Consider the following 21,280-nt stretch of genomic DNA (forward strand, 5'->3'; position numbering starts at 1 on the left):
GCGCGGCGGCAGCCAGTCTGACATCGTCCTTGACCCAACCGTGAACCACGATGGAATTCGCATTCAACGAAGAGCAGCAGCAGTTCGTCGAGTCAATCAGGCGCTTCCTGATGACCGAAGTGACGCCAGAGCTGACGCGGGAACAGTGGAGCAGCGCCAGCGGCCGCTCCGATGCCCTTTGGCAGAGGCTGGCCGCGCAGGGCCTGACGGCGTTGCTGGTGCCGCAGGCTTGCGGCGGCCTGGGGCTGTCCGAAACCGAATGGGCGCCGCTGGCGCAGGAGTGCGGCTACTTCGCGCTGGCCGAGCCGCTGCTGGACACCGCGCTGGTAGCGGCCGGCATGCTGTCGGACTGCCACGCCGCCACGCAGGACGCAGGCATCCGCGAGCGCTGCGAAAGCTGGCTGCGCCGCATCGCGCACGGCGGTGCGCGCGTGGCGGTGGCGCATCCGGGCCAGGCCCTGGTGGCTGACGCCCACGTCGCCGATGCCATCCTGTGCGAGCACGGCGGCGCGCTGCACCTGGTGCTGCCGGCGCAGGCCACGCTCACCGCGCATGCCAGCCTCGATCCTTCACGCCGGCTCTTCGCGCTCGGCTGGGCGCCGGACGCCGGCAGCCTGGTGCTGAGCGCGACGGCCGCGAAGCCCGTGTGGGAAGCCGCGCTCAATCGCGGTGCGCTCGGCGTCGCCGCGCAGATGCTCGGCCTGACGCAACGCATGCTGGATATCGCCATCGACTACAGCATCCAGCGCAAGCAGTTCGGCAAGGCCATCGGCGCCAACCAGGCGCTCAAGCACCTGCTGGCGGATGTCGCCATCCAGCACGAATTCGCCAAGCCGGTGGTGTACCGCGCGGCCTGCACGCTGGCGCAAGGCCATGGCACCGCCGGGCTGCATGTGTCGCACGCGCTGCTGGCCGCCACGCGCACCGCGCTGCTCGCGGCACGCAACACCATGCAGGTGCACGGCGCGATGGGCTACACCTGGGAGCTGGACCTGCAGATCTTCATGAAGCGCGCCTGGGCCCTGGCCGACAGCTGGGGCGACCGGGCCTTGCACAAGGCGCGCGTGGACGCGCACATCCTCGGGGCGGCCGTGCCGATCGGGGCCGGCGCCACCTTTGCCACCTTTGCCACTACAGCCAACTTGGCATCAACCCTTTGACAGGCGGAATGACCGAATGACCATGAGAGATGCATATATCGTCGACGCGCTGCGCACCCCGACCGGACGCCGCAAGGGTGGCCTGGCACACATGCACGGGGCCGACCTTGGCGGCTTCGTGCTGGCCGAGCTGGTGGGCCGCAACACCATCCCGGCTGCGGAGTATGACGACGTGGTGTTCGGCTGCGTCGACACCATCGGGCCGCTGGCCGGCAATATCGCCCGCAGCGCCTGGCTGGCCGCCGGGCTGCCGCTGGCCGTGCCCGGCGTGACCGTGGACCGCCAGTGCGGGTCGTCGCAACAGGCTGTGCACTTCGCCGCGCAAGCGGTGATGAGCGGCAACCAGGACGTGGTCATCGCCGGCGGCGTGCAGACCATGACGCAGATCCCGATTTCATCGGCCATGCTGGCCGGGCAGGCGCTTGGCTTTGCCGATCCGTTCTCCGGCAGCAGGGGCTGGCAGGCGCGTTTCGGTGACCAGCCGGTGTCGCAGTTCCACGCCGCGCAGCGCATCGCCAGGCACTGGCAGCTGTCGCGCGAGGCGATGGAGGCCTATGCGCTGCAAAGCCACCAGCGCGCAGCCAAGGCCATCGAGAGCGGCCGCTTCCAGCGCGAGATCGTGCCTTGCGAAGGCGTGGTCCACGACGAAACGCCGCGGCCCGATACCACGCTCGCCAAGATGGCATCGCTCGAACCACTGATGCCCGGCAGCGCGCTGACCGCCGCGGTTTCCAGCCAGACCGCGGACGCGGCGGCGGCACTGCTGGTGGTCTCCGAAGATGCGCTCAAGCGCTACGGACTCACGCCGCGCGCGCGCATCGCTCATATGAGCGTGATGGGCGACGACCCGCTGTGGATGCTGACCGCGCCCATTCCCGCCACGAAACGCGCGCTGGCGCGCAGCGGCCTGCGCTGGGAAGACATCGACGTGGTGGAGATCAACGAGGCGTTTGCTTCGGTGGCGATGGCCTGGCTGGCCGAGACCGGCTACCCGGCCGAGCGCACCAACCCGAACGGCGGCGCCATCGCGCTGGGGCATCCGCTGGGCGCAACCGGCGCGCGGCTGATGACCACGCTGCTGCACGAACTGGAGCGCACGGGCGGCCGCTATGGCCTGCAGACCATGTGCGAGGGCGGCGGCCTGGCCAACGTCACCATCATTGAGCGCCTGTGAGCCGGGTTCCCGGGGCATTGGCGCAAGCAACGGATAAGGGGAGTAGCGACATGGGAATCTGCGACGCACGGACCGTCATCATCACCGGCGCCGGCGGTGGCCTGGGGCGCGCCTACGCGCTGGCCTTCGCCGCCGAAGGCGCCAGCGTGGTGGTCAACGATATTCGCCGCGAGGCGGCCGAGGCGGTATGCGGGGAGATCCGCGCGCAAGGCGGGCAGGCGCTCGCCAGCGACGACGACATCACGCAACTGGCCACGGCCCAGCGCATCGTCGATGCCGCGCTGGCGGCCTTTGGCGAGGTGCATGTGCTGGTCAACAACGCCGGCATCTGCCGCGACCGCATGTTCGTCAGCCTGAGCGAGGCGGACTGGGACGAGGTGATGCGCGTGCACCTGCGCGGCCACTTCTGCCTGGCCAACTTGCTGGCGCGGCGCTGGCGCGACGCGGCCAAGGCCGGGCGGCCGGTCGATGCGCGCATCATTAACACCAGCTCCGGCGCCGGGCTGCAAGGCTCGGTGGGTCAGTCCAACTACGCCGCCGCCAAGGCCGGCATTGCCGCGCTGACGCTGGTGCAGGCGGCGGAGCTGGAGCGCTATGGCATCACCGCCAACGCGCTCGCGCCGGCGGCCCGCACCGGCATGACCGAAGACGTGTTCGCGCAGGTGATGAAGGCGCCGGCCGAAGGCTTCGACTACTACGACCCGGCCAATATCGCGCCGCTGGTGGTCTGGCTTGGCAGCCGGGCCTCGCGCCATGTCACCGGCCGCGTGTTCGAGGCGTCGGGCGGCATGGTGGCGGTGGCGCAAGGCTGGCGCACCGGCGTGAGCACCGACAAGGGCGCGCGCTGGCAAGCGGCCGAGTTGGGGGGCGTGATCGACGTGCTGCTCGCCCGCGCCGAGCCCGCGCAACGCGTCTACGGCACCTGAGGCGAGGACGCACGATGCGCTTCACGCTCTCCCTGGAACAACAAATGATCCGCGACGCCGCGCGCGATTTCCTGGCCGTGCGCAGCGATTCGGCGGCGGTCCGGCGGGTGGTGGATGCGGTTGCCGGCGCGGCGCGGGACGGCCATGACACCGCCCTGTGGCGGGAGATGGCCGGCGAGCTGGGCTGGTGTGGCATCGCCTTGCCGGAGCCGGCCGGCGGCGCCGGGCTGGGCGCTGTCGAGCTGGCGCTGCTGATGGAGCAGATGGGCCAGCGGCTGGCCTGCGTGCCGTACTGGTCGGCCATCTGCCTGGCGGCGCCGGCGCTGGCGGGCAGCCTCGCGCCCGAGGCCGCCGCGCCGTGGCTGGCGCGGCTGGCGCAGGGCGAGGCGCGGGCTGCGCTCGCCTTGCCTGCCTGGATGGCGCCCTGCGCGCACGGCTTGCTCGATGCCGATGCGCTGAGCGTCACTGCCGCCGTGGCCGGGGATGGCTTTGTGCTGGACGGGCAGCTTGCGCAGGTGTTCGACGCCGCTGGCGCGGACTGGCTGCTGGTGCCCGCGCGCCTGTGCGGTGACGCGGCAGGGCAGCCGGCGCTGTTCCTGCTGCAAACCGCAGCGCTGGCAGGCCAGCCAGGCTTCGGGCTGCGCCGCCTGGACGTGTTGGACCGTACCCGCCCGCTGGCCGATCTCGTCTTCGACGGGCTGCGTGTGGACGCGAACGCTTGCCTGGCGCAAGGCGCCGGGGTGGCGGCGGGAGTCGGCGCGGCCGTGTGGCACGGCAGCCTGATGCTCGCCGCCGAGCAGCTCGGCGGCGCCCAGCAATGCCTCGACCTTACCGTGGCCTATGCCGCCGAGCGCATCCAGTTTGGCCGGCCGATCGCCGCCTTCCAGGCCGTCAAGCACCGCTGCGCGCAGATGATGGTGGCGGTGGAGGCGGCGCGCTCCGCGGTGCATGGCGCCGCGCGGGCCTGGCAGGCGGGTGCGGCAGGTGGCGCTGCAGGTGGCGCGATGGACACAGCCAGGCTCGATGTAGCCGCGGCACGCCTTGCCGCCGGCGATGCCTTCGCCTTCTGCGCCCAGGAGGCCATCCAGTTGCACGGTGGCGTGGGTTTTACCTGGGAGTACGACCCCCAGCTCTATTTCAAGCGCGCGCAAGCCGCCGGCGGCTGGCTGGGGGGCTCGGCGGCCGCGCTCGCTTGCATCGCAGATGGCTTGCCGGCCGCATGCGCAGACTCAGCACTGCAAGGATAAGCATGGACTCGATGGAAAACCAAAGCGCCTGCGCCGGGCAGGCGCAACTGCGCGCGCAGGTGGCGGACTGGATGTCCGCCAACCTGCGCGGCGAATTCGACTGCCTGAAGCATCGCGGCGGCCCCGGCGACGAAGAGGCGCATCCCGGGCTGCGCAAGGCCTGGGAGCGCCGCCTGGCCGAAGGCGGCTGGACCTGCGTGGGCTGGCCGCAGGCGCACGGCGGGCGCGGCTTGCCGGTGATGTCGCAGGTGATCTTCCAGGAGGAGTACGCGCGTGCCGGCGGCCCCGGCCGCATGGGCCATATCGGCGAAGGGCTGATCGGTCCCACGCTGATCGCCTTCGGCAGCGAGGCGCAGAAGGCCCGCTTCCTGCCGGGCATCCGCAACGGCACCGAATTCTGGTGCCAGGGCTACTCGGAGCCGGGCGCCGGCTCCGATCTCGCCAATGTGCGCACCCGCGCCGAGCGCGATCCTGCCACCGGCGACTGGCGCGTGAGCGGGCAGAAGGTGTGGACCTCGCTGGCCCACGAGTCGGACTGGATCTTCGTGCTGGCGCGCTGCGATCCGGCGTCGCGCGGCAACAAGGGCCTGGTTTTCCTGCTGATGCCGCTGGCGCAACCGGGCGTGGAGATCCGCCCGATCCGCCAGATGGGTGGCGGCGTGGAGTTCAACGAGGTGTTCTTCGATGGCGCACGCGCCGCCGCCGCCGATGTGCTGGGCGCGCCGGGCGACGGCTGGCGCATCGCCATGGCGCTGCTGGGCTTCGAGCGCGGCATCTCCACCCTGGGCCAGCAGATGCAGTTCACCCACGAGCTGGGCTGGATCACCGAGGCCGCGCGCGCGAACGGCGCCTGGCAGGACGCGGCGCTGCGCCAGCGCATGGCGCGCGCCTGGGCCGGCCTGCGGGTGATGCGCTACAACGCGCTGCGCATGCTGGAAGGCGCGGAGCAGGGCGGTGGCGGCGGTGGCGGCGATGGCGGCGCGCCGTTGCAGCGCGAGACCCTGATCTACAAGTACTACTGGTCGAACTGGCACCGCGACCTGGGCCAGCTCGCGCTCGACGTGCTTGGCCCCAACGCTAACCGGATCGACGAAGCCGACGCGCGCCGCACGCGCCTGCAGCAGATGGCGCTGTTCTCGCGCGCCGACACCATCTACGCCGGTACCAACGAAATCCAGCTCAATATCATCGCCGAGCGCGGGCTGGGCATGCCCCGCGAGGCCAGAGGACAGTCATGACTGAAATGGCAGACAAGCAACCGGCCATGGCCGGCACCCCGATCCCACCGCCGGCTTATGTGGCCGGCCACCAGCTGCTGGCCGGCAAGAGCGTGCTGATTACCGCCGCCGCCGGCGCGGGCATCGGCTTCGCTGCCGCCAGGCGCTGCGCGGAGGAGGGCTGCCGCGCGCTGATGATCTCCGATATCCATGAGAAGCGGCTCGACGAGGCCGTGGCAACCCTGCGCGCCGAAACCGGCCTGCAGGCGATCCATGGCCAGCTTTGTGACGTCTCCGACCAGGCCCAGGTGCGGTCCCTGGTGGCGGCGGCCGAGGAGGCCCTGGGCGGCACCGATGTGCTGATCAACAACGCCGGGCTGGGCGGCTCGCGCCGCATAGTCGAGATGGACGATGCCGAATGGTCGCGGGTGCTCGACATTACGCTTACCGGCACCTTCCGCATGACGCGGGCCATGCTGCCGCATATGCAGGCGCGCCGGCGCGGCGTGATTGTCAACAACGCTTCGGTGCTGGGCTGGCGAGCGCAGAAGGAGCAGGCCCATTACGCCGCCGCCAAGGCCGGCGTGATGGCGCTGACACGCTGCAGCGCGGTGGAGGCTGCGGAGTTCGGCGTGCGCATCAATGCGGTGGCGCCGAGCATCGCCTTGCACGATTTCCTGCGCAAGTCGGCGCCAGCGGAGCTGCTGCGGGAGCTGGCCTCGCGCGAGGCGTTCGGGCGGGCGGCCGAGGTGTGGGAGGTGGCGAACGTGATGGTGTTTCTGGCTAGCGACTATGCGTCGTACATGACGGGCGAAGTGTTGCCAGTCAGCAGCCAGCGGGCGTAGCGGCTATCGGAGAAAAACCAGAGGCATCGGCCGAAGCCGAAGAACGGGCCAAAACCGCGTGCCATGACGACGGCTGTCTCTCCCTCTCCCCTCAGGGGGAGAGGGTCGGGGAGAGGGGTGGCTTAGCTAGGAGCCACTTGAAGCGAAGCCCCGTGGTTTTTGACGGCACGACAGCGTGACGAGCGCCCACCCTCTCCCCCGGCCCCTCTCCCACAAGTGGGAGAGGGGAGCAAACCAGCGATGGAGATCGGCGACGGTGCGGAGCAGGAACCCCGCAACAGGGAAGCAGCAAGGCAAGGAGAGGCATGACACGAGTATTCAATGGCGCCGAGGCGCTGATGCGCGCCGTGGGCGAGCAACTGGGACACAGCGCCTGGACCGTCATCACGCAGGCGCGCATCGACGGCTTTGCCCAGGCCACCGGCGACCACCAATGGCTGCACGTGGATCCCGGGCGCGCCGCGCAAGGCCCCTTTGGTGCCTGCATCGCGCACGGCTACCTCACCCTGTCGCTGGTCAACCAGTTCCTGCCGGAGATCCTGACGGTGGAGAACCTGCGCTGGGGCGTCAACTACGGCTGCGACAAGGTGCGCTTCCCGGCGCCGGTGCGGGTCGGCTCGCGCCTGCGTGGCGTGGGCGAACTGGTGCGCGCAGAGGCGCTGCCCGGCGGTGTGCAGTCGGTGGTGCGCGTCAGCGTGGAAATCGAGGGCGAGGATAAGCCCGCTTGCGTGGCCGACACCATCAGCCGCTATTACTTTTGATCCTTCCAAGGAAAGCAGCATGAGAGAAGCAGTCATTGTCGCCGTGGCGCGTACGCCCATCGGCAAGGCATTCCGCGGCGCCTTCAACGATACCGAGGCGCCGGCGCTGGGCGCTCACGTGGTGCGCGCCGTGGTGGAGCGGGCGGGGATCGACCCGGCCGAGGTCGACGATGTACTGATCGGCGCCGCCGCGCAGCAGGGCACGCAGGGCTACAACCTGGGCCGGCTGTGCGCGGTGGCGGCGGGCCTGCCCGACAGCGTGCCGGGCATGACCATGGACCGCATGTGCTCGTCGGGGCTGATGACCATCGCCACGGCGGCGAAAAGCATCATCTGCGGCGAGGCCGATATCGTGGTGGCCGGCGGCGCCGAGTCGATCTCGCTGACGCAGAACAAGCACAAGAACGCCTATCGCGCGCAATCCGAGGCGGTGCTGGCGCGGCAGCCGGACGCCTATATGGCGATGATCGAGACCGCCGAAGTGGTGGCGCAACGCTATGGCATTGCCCGGGCCGCGCAGGACGAATACGCGCTGCGCAGCCAGCAGCGCACCGCCGAGGCGCAGCGCCAGGGCCTGTTCGACGACGAGATCGTGCCGCTGGAGACCCGCCGCGCGCTGTTCGACAAGGCGGGCGCGCTCACCGGGTACGAAACCGTGCGCCTCGCGCTGGACGAATGCAACCGGCCCGATACCAGCGCCGACAGCCTGGCCGCGCTCAAGCCGGTATGGAGTGGCGGGCGCACGGTGCCGCAAGGGCTCCACATCACCGCGGGCAATGCCTCCCAACTGTCGGACGGCGCCGCCGCCGTGCTGCTGATGAGTGGTGAACAGGCCGAGCGCCGTGGCTTGCGCCCGCTGGGGCGCTATCGCGGCATGGCCGTGGCTGGCTGCGCGGCGGATGAGATGGGCATCGGCCCGGTGTTCGCCGTGCCCAGGCTGCTGGCGCGCCACGGCCTGACGGTCAAGGACGTTGGCCTGTGGGAGCTGAATGAAGCCTTTGCCTGCCAGGTGCTGTACTGCCGGGACACGCTCGGCATTCCCGACGCGCGCCTGAATGTCAACGGCGGCGCCATCGCGATCGGGCATCCGTTCGGGATGTCGGGCGCGCGCATGACCGCGCACGCCTTGCTCGAAGCGCGCCGGCGCGGTGCCGCGCATGCGGTGGTGACGATGTGCGTCGGCGGCGGCATGGGCGCCGCCGCGCTGTTCGACGTGCTGTAGCGGCCATTGCCGGTGGCAGTGCGAGCGGCCGGCACAAGGCCGGCCATGCCCCCCGGCACGGAGGAGACGACAATGAAAAAAGTGATTGGCATCGCCATGTCGCTGACGGTACTGGCCGCCGCGGCATGGTCCTTCTCGCCGCGGCCCTTGCCAGCCTTCGCCGCGACCGCGCTGCGAGCGGACCGGCTGCAGCTCAATGGCATCGCCCGGGCCGGCAGCCGCCTGGTAGCGGTGGGCGAGCGCGGCACCATCCTGCTCAGCGACGACGAAGGTGCGCACTGGCGGCGCGCCAGCGTGACGCCCGAGCATGGCGCCGCGCTCACGCAGCTTGCCTTCGCGCTCGGCAAGGACGACAGGGTCGGTGTGGCGGTAGGCCACGGCGGCTGGATCCTGCGCACCACCGACGGCGGCGAGCATTGGCGGCAAGTAGCCTTCGATGCGGCGCAGCCGGACCCCCTGCTGGGCGTCTGGGGCGAGGCGGCCGGACCGTGGTTCGCCATCGGCAGCTTCGGGCGCTTCCTGGTGTCGCACGACCAGGGCGCGCACTGGCAGTCCGCCGCCACGCCGCAGATGCAGGACAAGCACCTGAACGGCATCGCCGGCGATAGCCAGGGCCGCATGATGCTGGTGGGCGAGAACGGCCTGGTGCTGCGCTCGGCCGATGGCGGTGGCACCTGGGAAGCGGTCAAGGTGCCCTACGCGGGCTCGCTCTACGGCGTGCTGCCGCTGCGCGGTGGCGCCTGGCTGGTCTATGGCATGCGCGGCAACGTGCTGCGCAGCGCCGACTTCGGCGCGACCTGGGAGGCCGCCGAGGTGGGGCTCAAGACCTCGTTCTTCGGTGGCGTGCAACTCGCCGACGGCCGCATCGCGGTGGCCGGCCAGGGCGGCATGCTGGCCGTCTCGGCCGATGGCGGGCGCCATTTCAAGCCGGTGTCGGGCGGCGGCGCGCAGACGCTGGCCGCGCTCATCCCGGCTGCCGGCGGGCATGTCCTGACGCTGGCCGGCAACGCGGGGATTGCCCGCTTCACCCTGGCGCCGGACGCCGCGCCCTGATCCCGCCGCCGCACCAACAGCGCACCTCACCGCATTGCATAGAAGCGAGAACGCCATGACCCGCCCCGAAATCTCCGGCCCCCGGGCCACGACAACCCGCCTGAGCCGCTTCGTCGCGCGTTGCGCGGACCTGCTGATCCGCCGCCGCCGCCTGTTGCTGGTGCTGTGCCTGGCGATGACCGTGGCGATGGGTTTGTCCGCCACGCGCCTGCGGCTCGATCCGGGCTTCAACAAGATGATCCCGCTCCAGCATCCCTATATGCAGGTGCTGGGCAAGTACGCCAGCACCTTCTCGGGCGCCAACACCGTGCTGGTCAGCCTGCGCTGGAAGGGCGACGGCGATATCTACAACCAGGCCTTCATGGACAAGGTGCGCCGGGCCACCGACGAGGTCTTCTTCATCCCCGGGGTGGACCGCGCGCGCGTGTTCTCGCTGTTCACGCCGAACGTGCGCTACACCGAGGTGACCGAGGCGGGCTTTCGCGGTGACGTGGTGGTGCCGGGGCGGTTCTCCGGTTCGCCGGAGCAGCTCGACCAGGTGCGCCGCAATGTGGCGCGCTCCGGCCAGATCGGCCGCCTGGTCAGCAATGATCTCAAGTCTGCCCTGATCCGGGCCGAACTGCGCGAAGTCGATCCCGTTAGCGGCAAGGCGCTCGACTATGGCGAAGTGGCGCGCCAGCTGGAGAAGATCCGCGCCGGCTTTGCCGGCCCCGACGTCGAGGTCAACGTCATCGGTTTTGCCAAGCTGGTGGGCGATGTGGAGGAGGGCATCGCCGGCGTGATGGTGTTCTTCGCGCTGGCCTTCGTGGTGACGGCGCTGATGCTGTATGGCTACACGCGCTCGCTGCGCATCACCCTGCTGGCGCTGGTCGTGGCGCTGCTGCCGGTGGCCTGGCTGCTGGGCTTGCTGCCTCTGCTGGGCTACGGCATCGACCCGATGTCGATCCTGGTGCCGTTCCTGATCTTCTCCATCGGGGTCTCGCACGCGGTGCAGATGACCAATGCCTGGAAGCAGGAGGTGGTGCTGGGCCACGACCCGGTCGAGAGCGCCCGCGCGGCTTTCCGCAAGCTCTTTATCCCGGGCACAGTGGCCTTGCTGACCAACGCGCTGGGCTTCATGGTGATCATGCGCATCGAGATCGAGATCGTGCGCGAGCTGGGCATTACCGCGTGCCTGGGTGTGCTGTTGATGATCCTGACCAACAAGGTGTTCCTGCCGCTGCTGCTGTCGTACACGCGCCTGGAACCGGGCGTGGTGGCGGCTGCCCGCGTGCGCGCCGGGCGGCACGGCGCCTTCTGGGACCGGTTCGGCCGCTTTGCCCGGCCGGGGCCGGCGCTGGCGGTGTTCGGTGTGTCGCTGGCGCTGCTGGCGGTGGGCGCGCTGCAATCGCGCGGGCTCAAGGTCGGGGATATCGGCAATGGCGCGCCCGAGTTGCGCGCCGACTCCCGCTACAACCGCGACAGCGAGAAGGTCGTTGGCCAGTACAACATCGGTGTGGACGTGCTCACGGTGGTGGTGGAACCCAAGGGCTTCGACGATGCCTGCCTGCACTATCCGGTGATGAGCGCGGTGGAGCGCTTCGAGATGAACCTGCGCGGCGTGGCCGGGGTGCAATCGGTGGTGAGCGTGCCCTCGCTGGCCAAGGTGGTGATCGGGGCCTACAACGAAGGCAATCCGCGCTGGGAGGCATTGCCGCGCAATAGCGAGGGCCTGAGCCAGGGCGCCAAGGCCTTCGATCCGGACAACGGCATGAACACGTCGAACTGCCAGGCGATCCAGGTGCTGATCTACACCGCCAACCACGAAGGGGCCACGATTGCCCACATCGTGAAGGAAATCCAGCGCTTCATCGCCGCCGACCACACGCCCAACGTGGCCTTCCGTCTTGGCGGCGGCAATATCGGCGTGATGGCGGCCACCAACGAAGCTGTGGAAGAGGCGGAGGTGACCATGCTGCTGGCGATCTTCGGCGCCATCACGCTGCTATGCCTGCTGACTTTCCGCTCCTGGCGCGCCGTGCTTTGCATCATCGTGCCGCTGACGCTGGTGTCCATCCTGTGCAACGCGCTGATGGCGCGGCTGGGGATCGGGCTGAAGGTCTCGACGCTGCCGGTGATCACGCTGGGGGTGGGGGTGGGCGTGGACTACGGCATCTATCTGTATGAGCGCATGCAGCACCAGCTGCGCGACGAAGGCCAGGGCTTGCCGCAGGCGTTCGCCGAAGCCATGCGCCAGCGTGGCACGGCCGCCTTGTTCACGGCCATGACGATGTGCATCGGGGTGGGCACCTGGGCCTTCGCCGCGCTCAAGTTCCAGGCGGACATGGGCATCCTGCTGGCCTTCATGTTCATGGTCAACCTGTTTGGCGCGGTGTTCCTGCTGCCGGCGCTGGCCAGCTGGCTGGGCGTGGAGGAAGAGGAACGCGCACGCGCCAAAGGGCATGGCGCCGGTGCGCCGGCTCACGCGGGCGACATGGCCGCAGCCGGCGAGCGCGCGCTCAAGTCGGACGCGATATGAGCGCCCGCGCCTTCACGCCGCTGCGGCTGGCGGGCGTCACGCTGCCGAACCGTTTCATCAAGGCGGCGACCTTCGAGGGGCGCGCGCCGGCCGGGGAGCCAAGCGCCGCGCTCGCCGATTTCCATGCCGGCATCGCCCGCGGCGGCGCCGCGCTCACTACGGTGGCCTATTGCGCGGTGGCGCCCGGCGCCCGCACCTTCGATGACCAGATCGTCGTGGGGGAGGCCGCCATGCCCGGGCTGCGCCGGCTGGCGCACGGCGTGCATGCGGCCGGCGGGCGGGTATCCGCCCAGCTTGCGCACGCGGGTGCGTTCTCGCGGCTGAAGCGCCCTTTCGGGGAGCGTTCGCGCGGCCCGTCCGTGACGCTCAATGACTACGGCTTGCTGGCCGGGGAGCCCATCGCGGGCGCCATGCGGTCGAGCCATATCGAGCAGGTGGTGGCGCATTATGCCGCCAGTGCATCGCTGCTCAAGGCCGCTGGCTTCGATGCGCTGGAGATCCACATGGGGCACGGCTACCTGCTCAGCCAGTTCATCAGCCCGGCCACCAACCGCCGTACGGACGAGTATGGTGGCAGCCTTGCCAGGCGCATGCGGCTGCCCTTGCGCGTACTTGCCGCGGTGCGCGAGGCGGTGGGCGGCGACATGGCGTTGCTGGCCAAGCTCAACCTGGACGACGGCCTGCCCAACGGGGTGCATGTCGGCGACAGCGTCGAAGCCTGCCGGTTGCTTGCCGCGGGCGGCATCGATGCCATCGAGCTCAGCGGTGGCTTTGTCAGCCGCTCGCCGATGTACCTGTTCCGCGGGCAAAGCCCACTGCCGGACATGATCCGCAACGAGCGCAGCCGCCTGTACCGGTTTTTCTTCCGGCTGGCCGGGCCGTCGCTGTTTGCATCGCAGCCTTTCGCCCCGCTGTACTTCCTCGATCAGGCACGGCGCGTGCGGGATGCCGTGGAGATCCCCCTCATCTACCTGGGCGGTGTCACCAGCGGCGAGGACGTGAGCCGCGTGCTGGACCAGGAAGGCTTCGACGCCGTCGCGCTGGGCCGCCCGCTGCTGCATGACGCGCATTTCGTCGAGCGCCTGCGCGCGGACGATCGTCACGCCAGCGGCTGCACGCACTGCAACCGCTGCGTGGCACTGCTGGATGCGCCCGGGGGCGTGCGCTGCCCGCTGGCGCAGGGCTGAAGTGGCGCTCCGGGCCGCAAGGCCGGGGCTAGTCCGAAGGGACGATGAACCGCGCGTGCCCGGTCCGTATCGTGGTGCGTGGCCCGGGGTCCGGCGCCGGGGCGCCGGCGCGGCGGGCCGCATAGAACTATCAGGAGAAGACATGTCCACACAAGGCTACAAGATTGAATCCCGGCCGCCGCAGGCACGCTTCGCGCGCGGCTGGCATTGCCTCGGGCTGGCGGCCGACTACAGGGATGGCCAACCTCACAGGCTCGACATCTTCGGCCGGCGACTCGCCGCCTTTGCCGACTCGGCCGGCAATATCAAGATCATCGACGGCTATTGCCCCCATATGGGCGCGGATCTCAGCACGGGCACCGTGCAGGGCGACAACATCGCCTGCCCGTTCCATGGCTGGCAATGGGGCGGCGACGGCGGCTGCAAATCGATCCCCTACTGCAAGCGGGTGCCGCCCAAGGCGCGCATCGGCAGCTGGACCACCTGCGAGCAGAACAAGCTGCTGTTCATCTGGCACGACCCGCAAGGCAACGCGCCGCCGCCGGAAGTGGCCATCCCGCGCATCGAGGCGTGCTTCTCCGACGAGTGGTCGGACTGGGCGCTGGACAAGATGCTGATCCACACCAACTGCCGCGAACTGGTCGACAATATCTCCGACATGGCCCACTTCGGCACGGTGCACGGCGCACCGGTCGACTACTTCGCCAACCTGTTCGAGGGCCACAAGGGAACGCAGCTGATGATCGGCCGCAGCGCCAGGCTCTCGGGCGATGACCAGCTGACCGCGCTCTCCACCTATTTCGGCCCCGCGTACCACATCACCGAAATGAGCGGGCGCATGGGTGACCAGCCCATCCACTCCATCCTGCTCAACTGCCATGTGCCGGTGGACGCCAACAGCTTCGAGCTGCGCTACGGCGTGCTGGTCAAGCGCGTGCCGGGCCTGTCGGATGCGCAGAACCGCGCCATGGCGCAGGCTTACGTGGAGCAGGCGCGCGGCGCCTTCTACGAAGACGTCGTGATCTGGGACAGCAAGATCCGCATCGACAACCCGCTGCTGTGCGAGGGCGACGGCCCGATCTACCAGATGCGCGACTGGTACGGGCAGTTCTACACAGACATTGAAAGCGTGCCGCCAGGCAGTGTGGAGCGGCGCAAGTTCGAGCTCAATATTGCCGGGATCGAGCCGCCGGCGTTGCATCACGTGTTTGAGGGGTAGGCATACCGGACGCGGGGGCCTCCTGGCCCGCCGCGCCCGCTCGGCGCTGCGTTACGGCACAGCGCGCGACCGGCTACGGGAGCCGTTACCAGATCGTCTTGACGTGCGGGTAGGCGCGGATCTTCTCGTCCTTCGTCACCGGCGGACAAGGCGCTCGCGCGCCACCAGTGCCGCGACTCACCCACCAGACGAGCGCGCGCGTGTCCAGGACGGTCACTGCGCCGCCTCCCAATCATCGGCGTCCACCGGCTCGGTCGGTGCGTCGTAGCGCACCACGGAATCGCGCAGGATTTCCAGCGGGCTACGTGAAGGACTCCGATACGGCCGGACCTCGAGAACCGGCTTGCCGTGGTTGGTCACCACCAGCGGTTCGCCCGAGTCCTCAACCTGGCGGAAGTACGCCAGCGCATGTGCCTTGAAGTCCGATTTTGAGACTTGCCTCGCCATCTCTGCTCCTGATCGTATGACCATGGTCACATACTCTAAATCAAGATGACCGGCAGATTCGAACCTTCTTTTGGCGGCGGGTGACGATACAGGCATCTGCCCAGGCCACGGGAGGTGACGAGGGCAAGTGCGTGCGCCGCCGCGTGCCGTCAGGCCAGCAACCCACGCTCGCGTGCCAGCGTCATGGCGGTGTCCTCGATCATGTCCTCCTGCCCGCCCACCAGGCGCTGGCGCCCCAGCTCGACCAGGATCTCGCGCGCCGGAATGCCGTACTTGGCCTGGGCGCGCTTGGCGAACAGCAGGAAAGACGAGTACACGCCGGCGTAGCCCAGCGTGAGCGCATCGCGGTCGATGCGGATCGGCTGGTCCATGATGGGCACCACCAGGTCTTCGGCCACGTCGGCGATGCGGAACACGTCCACGCCGGTCTCGATGCCCATGCGCTCGCAGACCGCCACGAAGACTTCCATCGGCGTATTGCCGGCGCCAGCGCCCAGCCCGGCGGCGGCCGCGTCGATGCGGGTGGCGCCGCAGGCCACGGCCGCCAGCGAGTTGGCGATCCCCATGGCGAGGTTGTGGTGGCCATGGAAGCCCAGTTCGGTGTCCGGCTTGAGCGCCTGGCGCACGGCCGTCAGCTTGGCGGTGACGTCGTGCGGCAGCATATGCCCCGCCGAATCGGTGATGTAGAGGCAGTTGGCGCCATAGGACTCCATCAGCAGCGCCTGTTCCACCAGCGTCGCCATCGGCGCCATGTGCGCCATGTGCGCCATCATGAGGAAGCCCACGGTGTCCATGCCGAGCTTGCGCGCCATGCCGATATGCTGCTCGGAGACATCGGCTTCGGTGCAGTGGGTGGCTACGCGGATCGTGTGCACGCCCAGTTCATGCGCCATGCGCAAGTGTTCGATGGTGCCGATGCCCGGCAGCAGCAGGGCGGAGACCTTGGCTTGCTTGAGCTCGCCCAGCACGGCTTGCAGGTACGCTTCGTCGCTATGCGCGGGAAAGCCGTAGTTGACCGAGGCGCCGCCCAGGCCGTCGCCGTGGGTCACCTCGATCAGCGGCACGCCGGCTTCGTCCAGGCCGCGGGCGATCGTCTTCATCTGGTCGAGCGAGATCTGGTGGCGCTTCGGGTGCATGCCGTCGCGCAGGGTCATGTCGTGCACGGTAATGCGTTGGCTCATCTCTTGCTCCTTATGCGGTAGTGGCCACGGCGGGCAACGCGCCGCGCAGCATGGCGGCGCCGATGCGCTCGGCGGTGCGCGCGGCGGCGGCGGTCATGATGTCGAGGTTGCCGGCATACCTGGGCAGGTAGTCGCCCAGGCCCTCGACTTCCATGAAGATGGAAACGCGCTTGCCGTCGAAGACCGGGCCGTTCTTGAGCGTATAGCCGGGCACGTATTGCCGCACCTCGGCAATCATGTCGTGGACCGACGCCGTGATGGCATCCACGTCCGGCTCGTCCTCGGTCAGGCAGTGGATCGTGTCGCGCATGATGAGCGGAGGCTCGGCCGGGTTGATGACGATGATGGCCTTGCCCTGCCGCGCGCCGCCCACCTGCTCGATGGCGCCAGCGGTAGTGCGGGTGAACTCGTCGATGTTGCGGCGCGTGCCGGGGCCGACCGAGCGCGAGGAAACGGTGGCGACGATCTCGCCATATGCCACCGCCTGCACGCGCGATACCGCATACACCATGGGAATGGTCGCCTGGCCGCCGCAGGTGACCATATTGACGTTCATCGCATTGCTGCCGAGGTGTTCGTCCAGGTTGACCGGCGGCACGCAGAAGGGGCCGATGGCCGCCGGCGTCAGGTCGATCACGCGCACGCCGCGCGCGGTGAGCAGGTCGGAGTGCTGGCGGTGCACGTAGGCCGAGGTCGCATCGAAGGCGATGCGGATGTCGTCGGCGGCCAGGTGCGCAAGCAGGCCGTCGAGGCCCTGGTCGGTCGTCTTCAGGCCCAGTTCGCGGGCCCGGGCGAGGCCGTCGGAGGCCGGGTCGACGCCGACCATCCACACCGGTTCCAGAATGGTGCTGCGGCGCAGCTTGTAGAGCAGATCGGTGCCGATATTGCCGGGGCCGATCAGGGCACACTTGATTTTTGCCATGGGGCTTCCTTGCTTGGAGCGGGCAGGGTGGGAGAGTTCAGGTGAGTCAGGTGAGTCAGGTGAATCGGGTGCTGCAACTGCCGATGCCGTCGATGCGCAGGTGCAGGCGGTCTCCGGCAACGACCGGAATCAGCGCCGCGAGCGAGCCGGACAGGATGGTCTCGCCGGCGAGCAGGCCGATGCCAAGCGCGCCCAGCGTATTGGCCAGCCAGGCCACCGCTTCGGCGGGGTGGCCGAGGGCGGCGCTGCCTTGCCCCGTGGCGACCACGACGCCGTTCTTTTCCAGCGTCATGGCACAGCCGGCAAGGTCGAGGCCGGCCGGGCTTACGCGCTCCTCGCCCAGCACGTAGGCGCCGCAGGAGGCGTTGTCGGCCACGGTGTCCTCGATGCGGATGCGCCAGTCGAGGATGCGCGAATCGACGATCTCGAAGCAGGCGGAAACCGCTTCGGTGGCGGCCAGCACGTCGGCGCGGGTCACGCCGGGGCCGCGCAGGTCGCGCTTGAGAAAGAAGGCGATCTCGCCCTCAGCGCGCGGCTGGATCAGCGTGGCGGCGGGGATGGGCTGGCCGTCGGGGTAGCGCATGCTGGCCAGCAGCATGCCGAAATCGGGCTGGTGCACATCCAGCATCTGCTGCACCGGCAGGCTGGTGACGCCGATCTTCTTGCCGGTGATGCGGTCGCCGTGTGCCAGACGGTGCGCGACGAATTGTTGCTGGATGCGGTAGGCGTCGCGCACCGTGATCGGGTCGCCACGTCCGCTCAGGGGTGCGACCGGCACGCGCGCGGTCAGCGCCTGGTGGAGTTCCTCGCCTAGCGAGGCGATCAGGTCAGGTTTCATGGCGGGAAGGGACTGGATGGCCGCGGCGGACCGATGCCATTGGCATGGGTCCGCGCGAGCCTGCGGTGAGGCCGGGGGGCCGGTATCAGGTGCCCGAGCCGCGCACGGCGTCCGGCGAGAAGTAGGACTCGTTGAATTCCGGGCTGTGGTTGAGCACCGGCATCGGTTCTTCGTTGGTCAGGCGATCGGCAAAATAGGCACCCGACACCAGATCGTGATAGAACGCCGTGGTCGTGTAGAAGCGCTGGGCATCGTAGGCGTACACGGAGCCGGCCAGGTTGACCCGCCACAGCTGCCCGCGCGCGTCATGGTTCTCGGCGATCACCGCACTCCAGCTGTCCTCGTCGATGTACAGCACCCGCTTGGCGTACTGGTGGCGGAAGCCTTCCTTGAGCGAGGCCTCCAGCACCCACACGCGATGCAGCTCGTAGCGCATCAGGTCCGGGTTGGCGTGGCCCTTGCCGAGGATATCCTGGTACTTCACCGCGGTGCTCATCAGCTTGTAGTTGTTGTAGGGCACATAGATTTCCTTCTTGCCCACCACCTTCCAGTTGTAGCGCTCGCCAGAGCCATTGAAGAGCCGGTCGTCGTCGACGGTACGGAAGCCGCCCGGGCCGGAGGGCTGGTCGAAGCCGTACTCCGGCGTTTGCCGCACGCGCCGCGTGCCGGGGTTGTATTGCCACGTGCGGCGGGTGTTGGCGCCTTCCTGGTCCCACAGCTCATAGCCCACCAGCAACGTGCCGCGATCACGCAGCGGCAGCTCGGTAGCCTGGCGGAAAAAGGTCTTGCTGTTGAGCGCGCTCTTTGCGTCGAAGCTGGCTGCGTTGCGCGGCGAGAAGATGTTGTAGCGCACGCGGCCCCAGGCGATATTGCCGTCCGGGTACACCACCGCCTGGCCGTAGGTGGCCGATTCCGTGCCGATGGAGGAGGCGAAGCGCAAGTTCCACATCAGTTCCAGCCCGCTCTTGGGGATTGGGTACGGCGCTTGCGGCGGCGCGTTCCTCAGGCCATTGCCGTCCGCCGTCATGCTGACTTCGGGGGCGAGCAGGCGGATATTCTTGTAGGCCGCGTCCTCGTAGCGGAAATCGCGGTGGCTCGGGTAGACCGGCATCTTGAAGGTATCGGGATACTTCTTGAACAAGGCCTTGGTGCCTTCGGTCAGGTGCTCGGCGTATTGCGCCATGTTCTGCGCGGTGATGACGGCGAGCGGCTTCTCCGCGGCGTAGGGGTCCGGATAGCGCTCGCCGCGCTTCCACTGCACCCCCGCTGGCACGCCAAGCCACTTCCCGCTCCAGGCGGGGATCTGGCCGTCCTTGCTGCCGGCGCGTTCCGCGCCCATGGGCGTGAGCTTGTCATCGAGCTGCTTGAGCTCATCCGGTGTCACCTTGGCGTAGGCGGCGACAGCCAGCATCATGCTGGCCGCCAGCAGCGTGCCGCGGATCGTTGTCTTCGTATGCTGTTGCATGAGTGCGCTCCTGGGAATGAGGCCGGCCCTCGCGGGCACTGGCCCCGCAAAACGTTAAAACGAGTACTTCGCGTTGAATGCCACGTAGTCGCGGTCGGCCAGCGGGCGGTTGAGGGTGTTGGCGCCGCCCATGAACATGGCGTAGGTGAGGTTCAGTTCGAGGTTGTTGAGGTACTTGAAGGTCACGCCCACGCTGGCGCGGCGGTCGCCGAAGCCGGTCAGGGAGCCGAAGGCGCCGGCCACGGCCGACTTGCCGCTGAGGGCCTGGGCATAGGTGAGCGGCACCGTCATGTCCCAGCCGTCGAAGACATTGTTGTAGGTCAGCGACCAGCCGAGCTGCAGCGCTGCCGAGTTGGTGGTGTTGGTCAGCGTGCTGAAGCCGTTGACCGGTGTCACGCCGACGACGTGCTGGTAGGCGATTTCGCCGAGCAGGCTCTGCGAGTTGGCCAGGAAGCTCGGCCCGATGGCGTAGATGGCCGAGAGCTGCCCCTGCAGCACCTTGCCGCGGGTGGCTGTGGGCGATCCGGCCACGTTGACCAGGACCGGCACACCGTCCTTGTAGCTGACTTCCCCGGCGATATTGGCGCCAAGCATCTGGGTGGAGAAGCTGGCGCCGGTCAGGTTGATGTCGCCAAAGAATTTCTGCTGGTATTGCAGTGTCGGGAACAGCGAGGTCACTACACTCGGGTTCTTGTCGTGGTAGTGCAACTGGTACAGGCCGAGCTCGGTGTCGCCGAACACGCGAAAGCGCGTGCCCAGGCCCCACTGGCCGGAGTTGGACGGGTTGATGTCCGGCCCGCGCGGGATCTGGAAGCCGCCCGGGCCGATGATGTACTGCGCACCGGGGCCGACGATATCGCTGGTGCTGAAGTAGCTGCCGGGTGCGCTCAGCTGGTTGGACTTGTAGGTGAACTGGTAGTAGCCGAGCAGGCTGAGATCGGGATTGACCTGCCATTGCAGCGCGAGCTGGGGTACCGGCAGCAGGATGTCCTTGACCTCGGCGCCCGGCACGAAGGACTTGGTGGCGTCCGCGGGGCCTTGGGCGCCGGCGATATTGGGGAAGAACAGGCTCTCTCCCCATGCCACCACCTGGTTGCCGACCTTGACGTTCAGGCGTGTGCTGTCGATGCCGAAGGTGCCGTAGGCGTAGGCGTCCAGCAGTTGCGCGCGCTGGCCGTGGTAGTAGCGCGCCGAATCGGTGAACGCGTTGAAGGCGCCGCTGTGGTTGACGGTGGCCGGCGCATCGTTGGAATTCGAGGTGCGATAGGCGCGGTCGTAGAAGGCGCTGCCGCGCACGAACACGCCAAACTCGCCGCGCTGCAGATTGGCTTCGCCAAGCAGGGTGGCACGGTTGGCGATCATGTCGCCGCGCTTGAAATTGCGGTCGCCATCGTCGCCGTTGACGTTGGACGGTGACAGCAGTGCGCCGCTCGGCGCGCCGGTGCGGACCGCGGCGCCGTAGGTGGCGGTAAAGGAGTAGTTCAGCGACGTATCGTTGCCGAGATCGATGGTGTTGCCGGCCCAGGCGTTGGGTGTGATCGCCGCGGCGATGGCTGACACGATGGCGGCTGGCCGCAGCCTGCGCTTGCGATGCGGTGAACCCTGCGGTGTACCCTGCGTTGTACCCGTTTGTGACGCTTGCATATGTCTTCCCTATGGTGTTGGTGATGCGCGGTGATGCATTGACCTGGCACGTCTTGTGGCTTCTTCTTTGATGGAAAGCGTAATGACCGGGGCAGGGCCCGGAATCGTCAGAACGGACTAGACGGTTTCCCCTAGGCGATGGCCAGCGGCGCGACGCGCGGGCACGCCGCTAGTCCGAACGGAGGATGACGCGCGGCGGCATGCGCGATAGCGTCGGGCATCGCCCCGCGCGGCGGGATCGCGGCGTGGGAATC

The 21,280-nt window shown here is 68.7% G+C and carries 18 protein-coding genes; 12 read left to right on the forward strand and 6 right to left on the reverse strand.

Features of this window, described 5'->3' with window-relative positions; genetic code table 11:
* The first annotated feature begins 50 nt into the window (after positions 1-50).
* From AC1RWI_RS09605 to AC1RWI_RS09660, 12 genes are all read left to right on the forward strand, one after another.
* Positions 51-1,160 carry an acyl-CoA dehydrogenase family protein gene (locus AC1RWI_RS09605; protein WP_492865946.1) on the forward strand — a complete coding sequence of 370 codons (1,110 nt, stop codon included), beginning with the start codon at positions 51-53 and terminating at the stop codon, positions 1,158-1,160.
* A gap of 22 nt (positions 1,161-1,182) precedes the next feature.
* A complete protein-coding gene (locus tag AC1RWI_RS09610) occupies positions 1,183-2,334 on the forward strand; it encodes an acetyl-CoA C-acetyltransferase (RefSeq protein WP_492866073.1) in 1,152 nt (383 codons plus the stop codon).
* Between the two features lie 50 nt (positions 2,335-2,384).
* On the forward strand, positions 2,385-3,260 hold the full coding sequence (locus AC1RWI_RS09615; protein WP_043355882.1) for an SDR family oxidoreductase: 876 nt from the start codon (positions 2,385-2,387) through the stop codon (positions 3,258-3,260).
* Between the two features lie 14 nt (positions 3,261-3,274).
* Positions 3,275-4,507 (forward strand): acyl-CoA dehydrogenase family protein, encoded by a 1,233-nt coding sequence (locus AC1RWI_RS09620; RefSeq protein ID WP_492865948.1) that lies wholly within the window; start codon positions 3,275-3,277, stop codon positions 4,505-4,507.
* Between the two features lie 2 nt (positions 4,508-4,509).
* Positions 4,510-5,745, forward strand: coding sequence for an acyl-CoA dehydrogenase family protein (locus tag AC1RWI_RS09625; protein ID WP_052495110.1), 1,236 nt, complete (start codon positions 4,510-4,512; stop codon positions 5,743-5,745).
* 5 nt (positions 5,746-5,750) lie between these two features.
* A complete protein-coding gene (locus tag AC1RWI_RS09630; protein ID WP_052495109.1) occupies positions 5,751-6,569 on the forward strand; it encodes an SDR family oxidoreductase in 819 nt (272 codons plus the stop codon).
* 305 nt (positions 6,570-6,874) lie between these two features.
* Positions 6,875-7,330, forward strand: a complete 456-nt coding sequence (locus AC1RWI_RS09635) for a MaoC family dehydratase (protein ID WP_043355879.1) — start codon at positions 6,875-6,877, stop codon at positions 7,328-7,330.
* 19 nt (positions 7,331-7,349) lie between these two features.
* Positions 7,350-8,552 carry an acetyl-CoA C-acyltransferase gene (locus tag AC1RWI_RS09640; protein WP_043355877.1) on the forward strand — a complete coding sequence of 401 codons (1,203 nt, stop codon included), beginning with the start codon at positions 7,350-7,352 and terminating at the stop codon, positions 8,550-8,552.
* 72 nt (positions 8,553-8,624) lie between these two features.
* Positions 8,625-9,605, forward strand: coding sequence for a WD40/YVTN/BNR-like repeat-containing protein (locus tag AC1RWI_RS09645; protein WP_492865951.1), 981 nt, complete (start codon positions 8,625-8,627; stop codon positions 9,603-9,605).
* 55 nt (positions 9,606-9,660) lie between these two features.
* On the forward strand, positions 9,661-12,123 hold the full coding sequence (locus tag AC1RWI_RS09650; protein WP_492865953.1) for an efflux RND transporter permease subunit: 2,463 nt from the start codon (positions 9,661-9,663) through the stop codon (positions 12,121-12,123).
* A complete protein-coding gene (locus AC1RWI_RS09655; protein ID WP_043355869.1) occupies positions 12,120-13,310 on the forward strand; it encodes an NADH:flavin oxidoreductase in 1,191 nt (396 codons plus the stop codon). Before AC1RWI_RS09650 ends, AC1RWI_RS09655 begins: the two co-directional genes overlap by 4 nt.
* Before the next feature lie 142 nt (positions 13,311-13,452).
* Positions 13,453-14,529, forward strand: a complete 1,077-nt coding sequence (locus tag AC1RWI_RS09660; RefSeq protein WP_492865955.1) for a 3-ketosteroid-9-alpha-monooxygenase, oxygenase component — start codon at positions 13,453-13,455, stop codon at positions 14,527-14,529.
* Between the two features lie 213 nt (positions 14,530-14,742).
* On the opposite strand, the gene AC1RWI_RS09665 is transcribed toward AC1RWI_RS09660, so the two are convergent.
* The 6 genes from AC1RWI_RS09665 to AC1RWI_RS09690 all read right to left on the reverse strand — a co-directional run bounded on the left by AC1RWI_RS09665 (position 14,743) and on the right by AC1RWI_RS09690 (position 21,026).
* On the reverse strand, positions 14,743-14,976 hold the full coding sequence (locus AC1RWI_RS09665) for a type II toxin-antitoxin system Phd/YefM family antitoxin (protein ID WP_043355867.1): 234 nt from the start codon (positions 14,974-14,976) through the stop codon (positions 14,743-14,745).
* A gap of 149 nt (positions 14,977-15,125) precedes the next feature.
* Positions 15,126-16,157 carry a 4-hydroxy-2-oxovalerate aldolase gene (gene dmpG, locus AC1RWI_RS09670; protein WP_492865958.1) on the reverse strand — a complete coding sequence of 344 codons (1,032 nt, stop codon included), beginning with the start codon at positions 16,155-16,157 and terminating at the stop codon, positions 15,126-15,128.
* 10 nt (positions 16,158-16,167) lie between these two features.
* A complete protein-coding gene (locus AC1RWI_RS09675; protein ID WP_492865960.1) occupies positions 16,168-17,079 on the reverse strand; it encodes an acetaldehyde dehydrogenase (acetylating) in 912 nt (303 codons plus the stop codon).
* A gap of 55 nt (positions 17,080-17,134) precedes the next feature.
* Entirely contained in the window at positions 17,135-17,917 is a 783-nt protein-coding gene (gene dmpE / locus AC1RWI_RS09680; RefSeq protein ID WP_043355862.1) for a 2-oxopent-4-enoate hydratase, read from the reverse strand.
* 85 nt (positions 17,918-18,002) lie between these two features.
* The gene (locus tag AC1RWI_RS09685) at positions 18,003-19,331 is read right to left on the reverse strand and encodes a DUF1329 domain-containing protein (RefSeq protein ID WP_419188922.1); all 1,329 of its coding nucleotides are present in this window, start codon (positions 19,329-19,331) and stop codon (positions 18,003-18,005) included.
* Between the two features lie 105 nt (positions 19,332-19,436).
* Positions 19,437-21,026 carry a DUF1302 domain-containing protein gene (locus tag AC1RWI_RS09690; RefSeq protein WP_492865962.1) on the reverse strand — a complete coding sequence of 530 codons (1,590 nt, stop codon included), beginning with the start codon at positions 21,024-21,026 and terminating at the stop codon, positions 19,437-19,439.
* Between the last annotated feature and the right edge of the window lie 254 nt (positions 21,027-21,280).

The sequence above is a fragment of the Cupriavidus sp. MPR-AND1C genome (genome assembly GCF_058809705.1).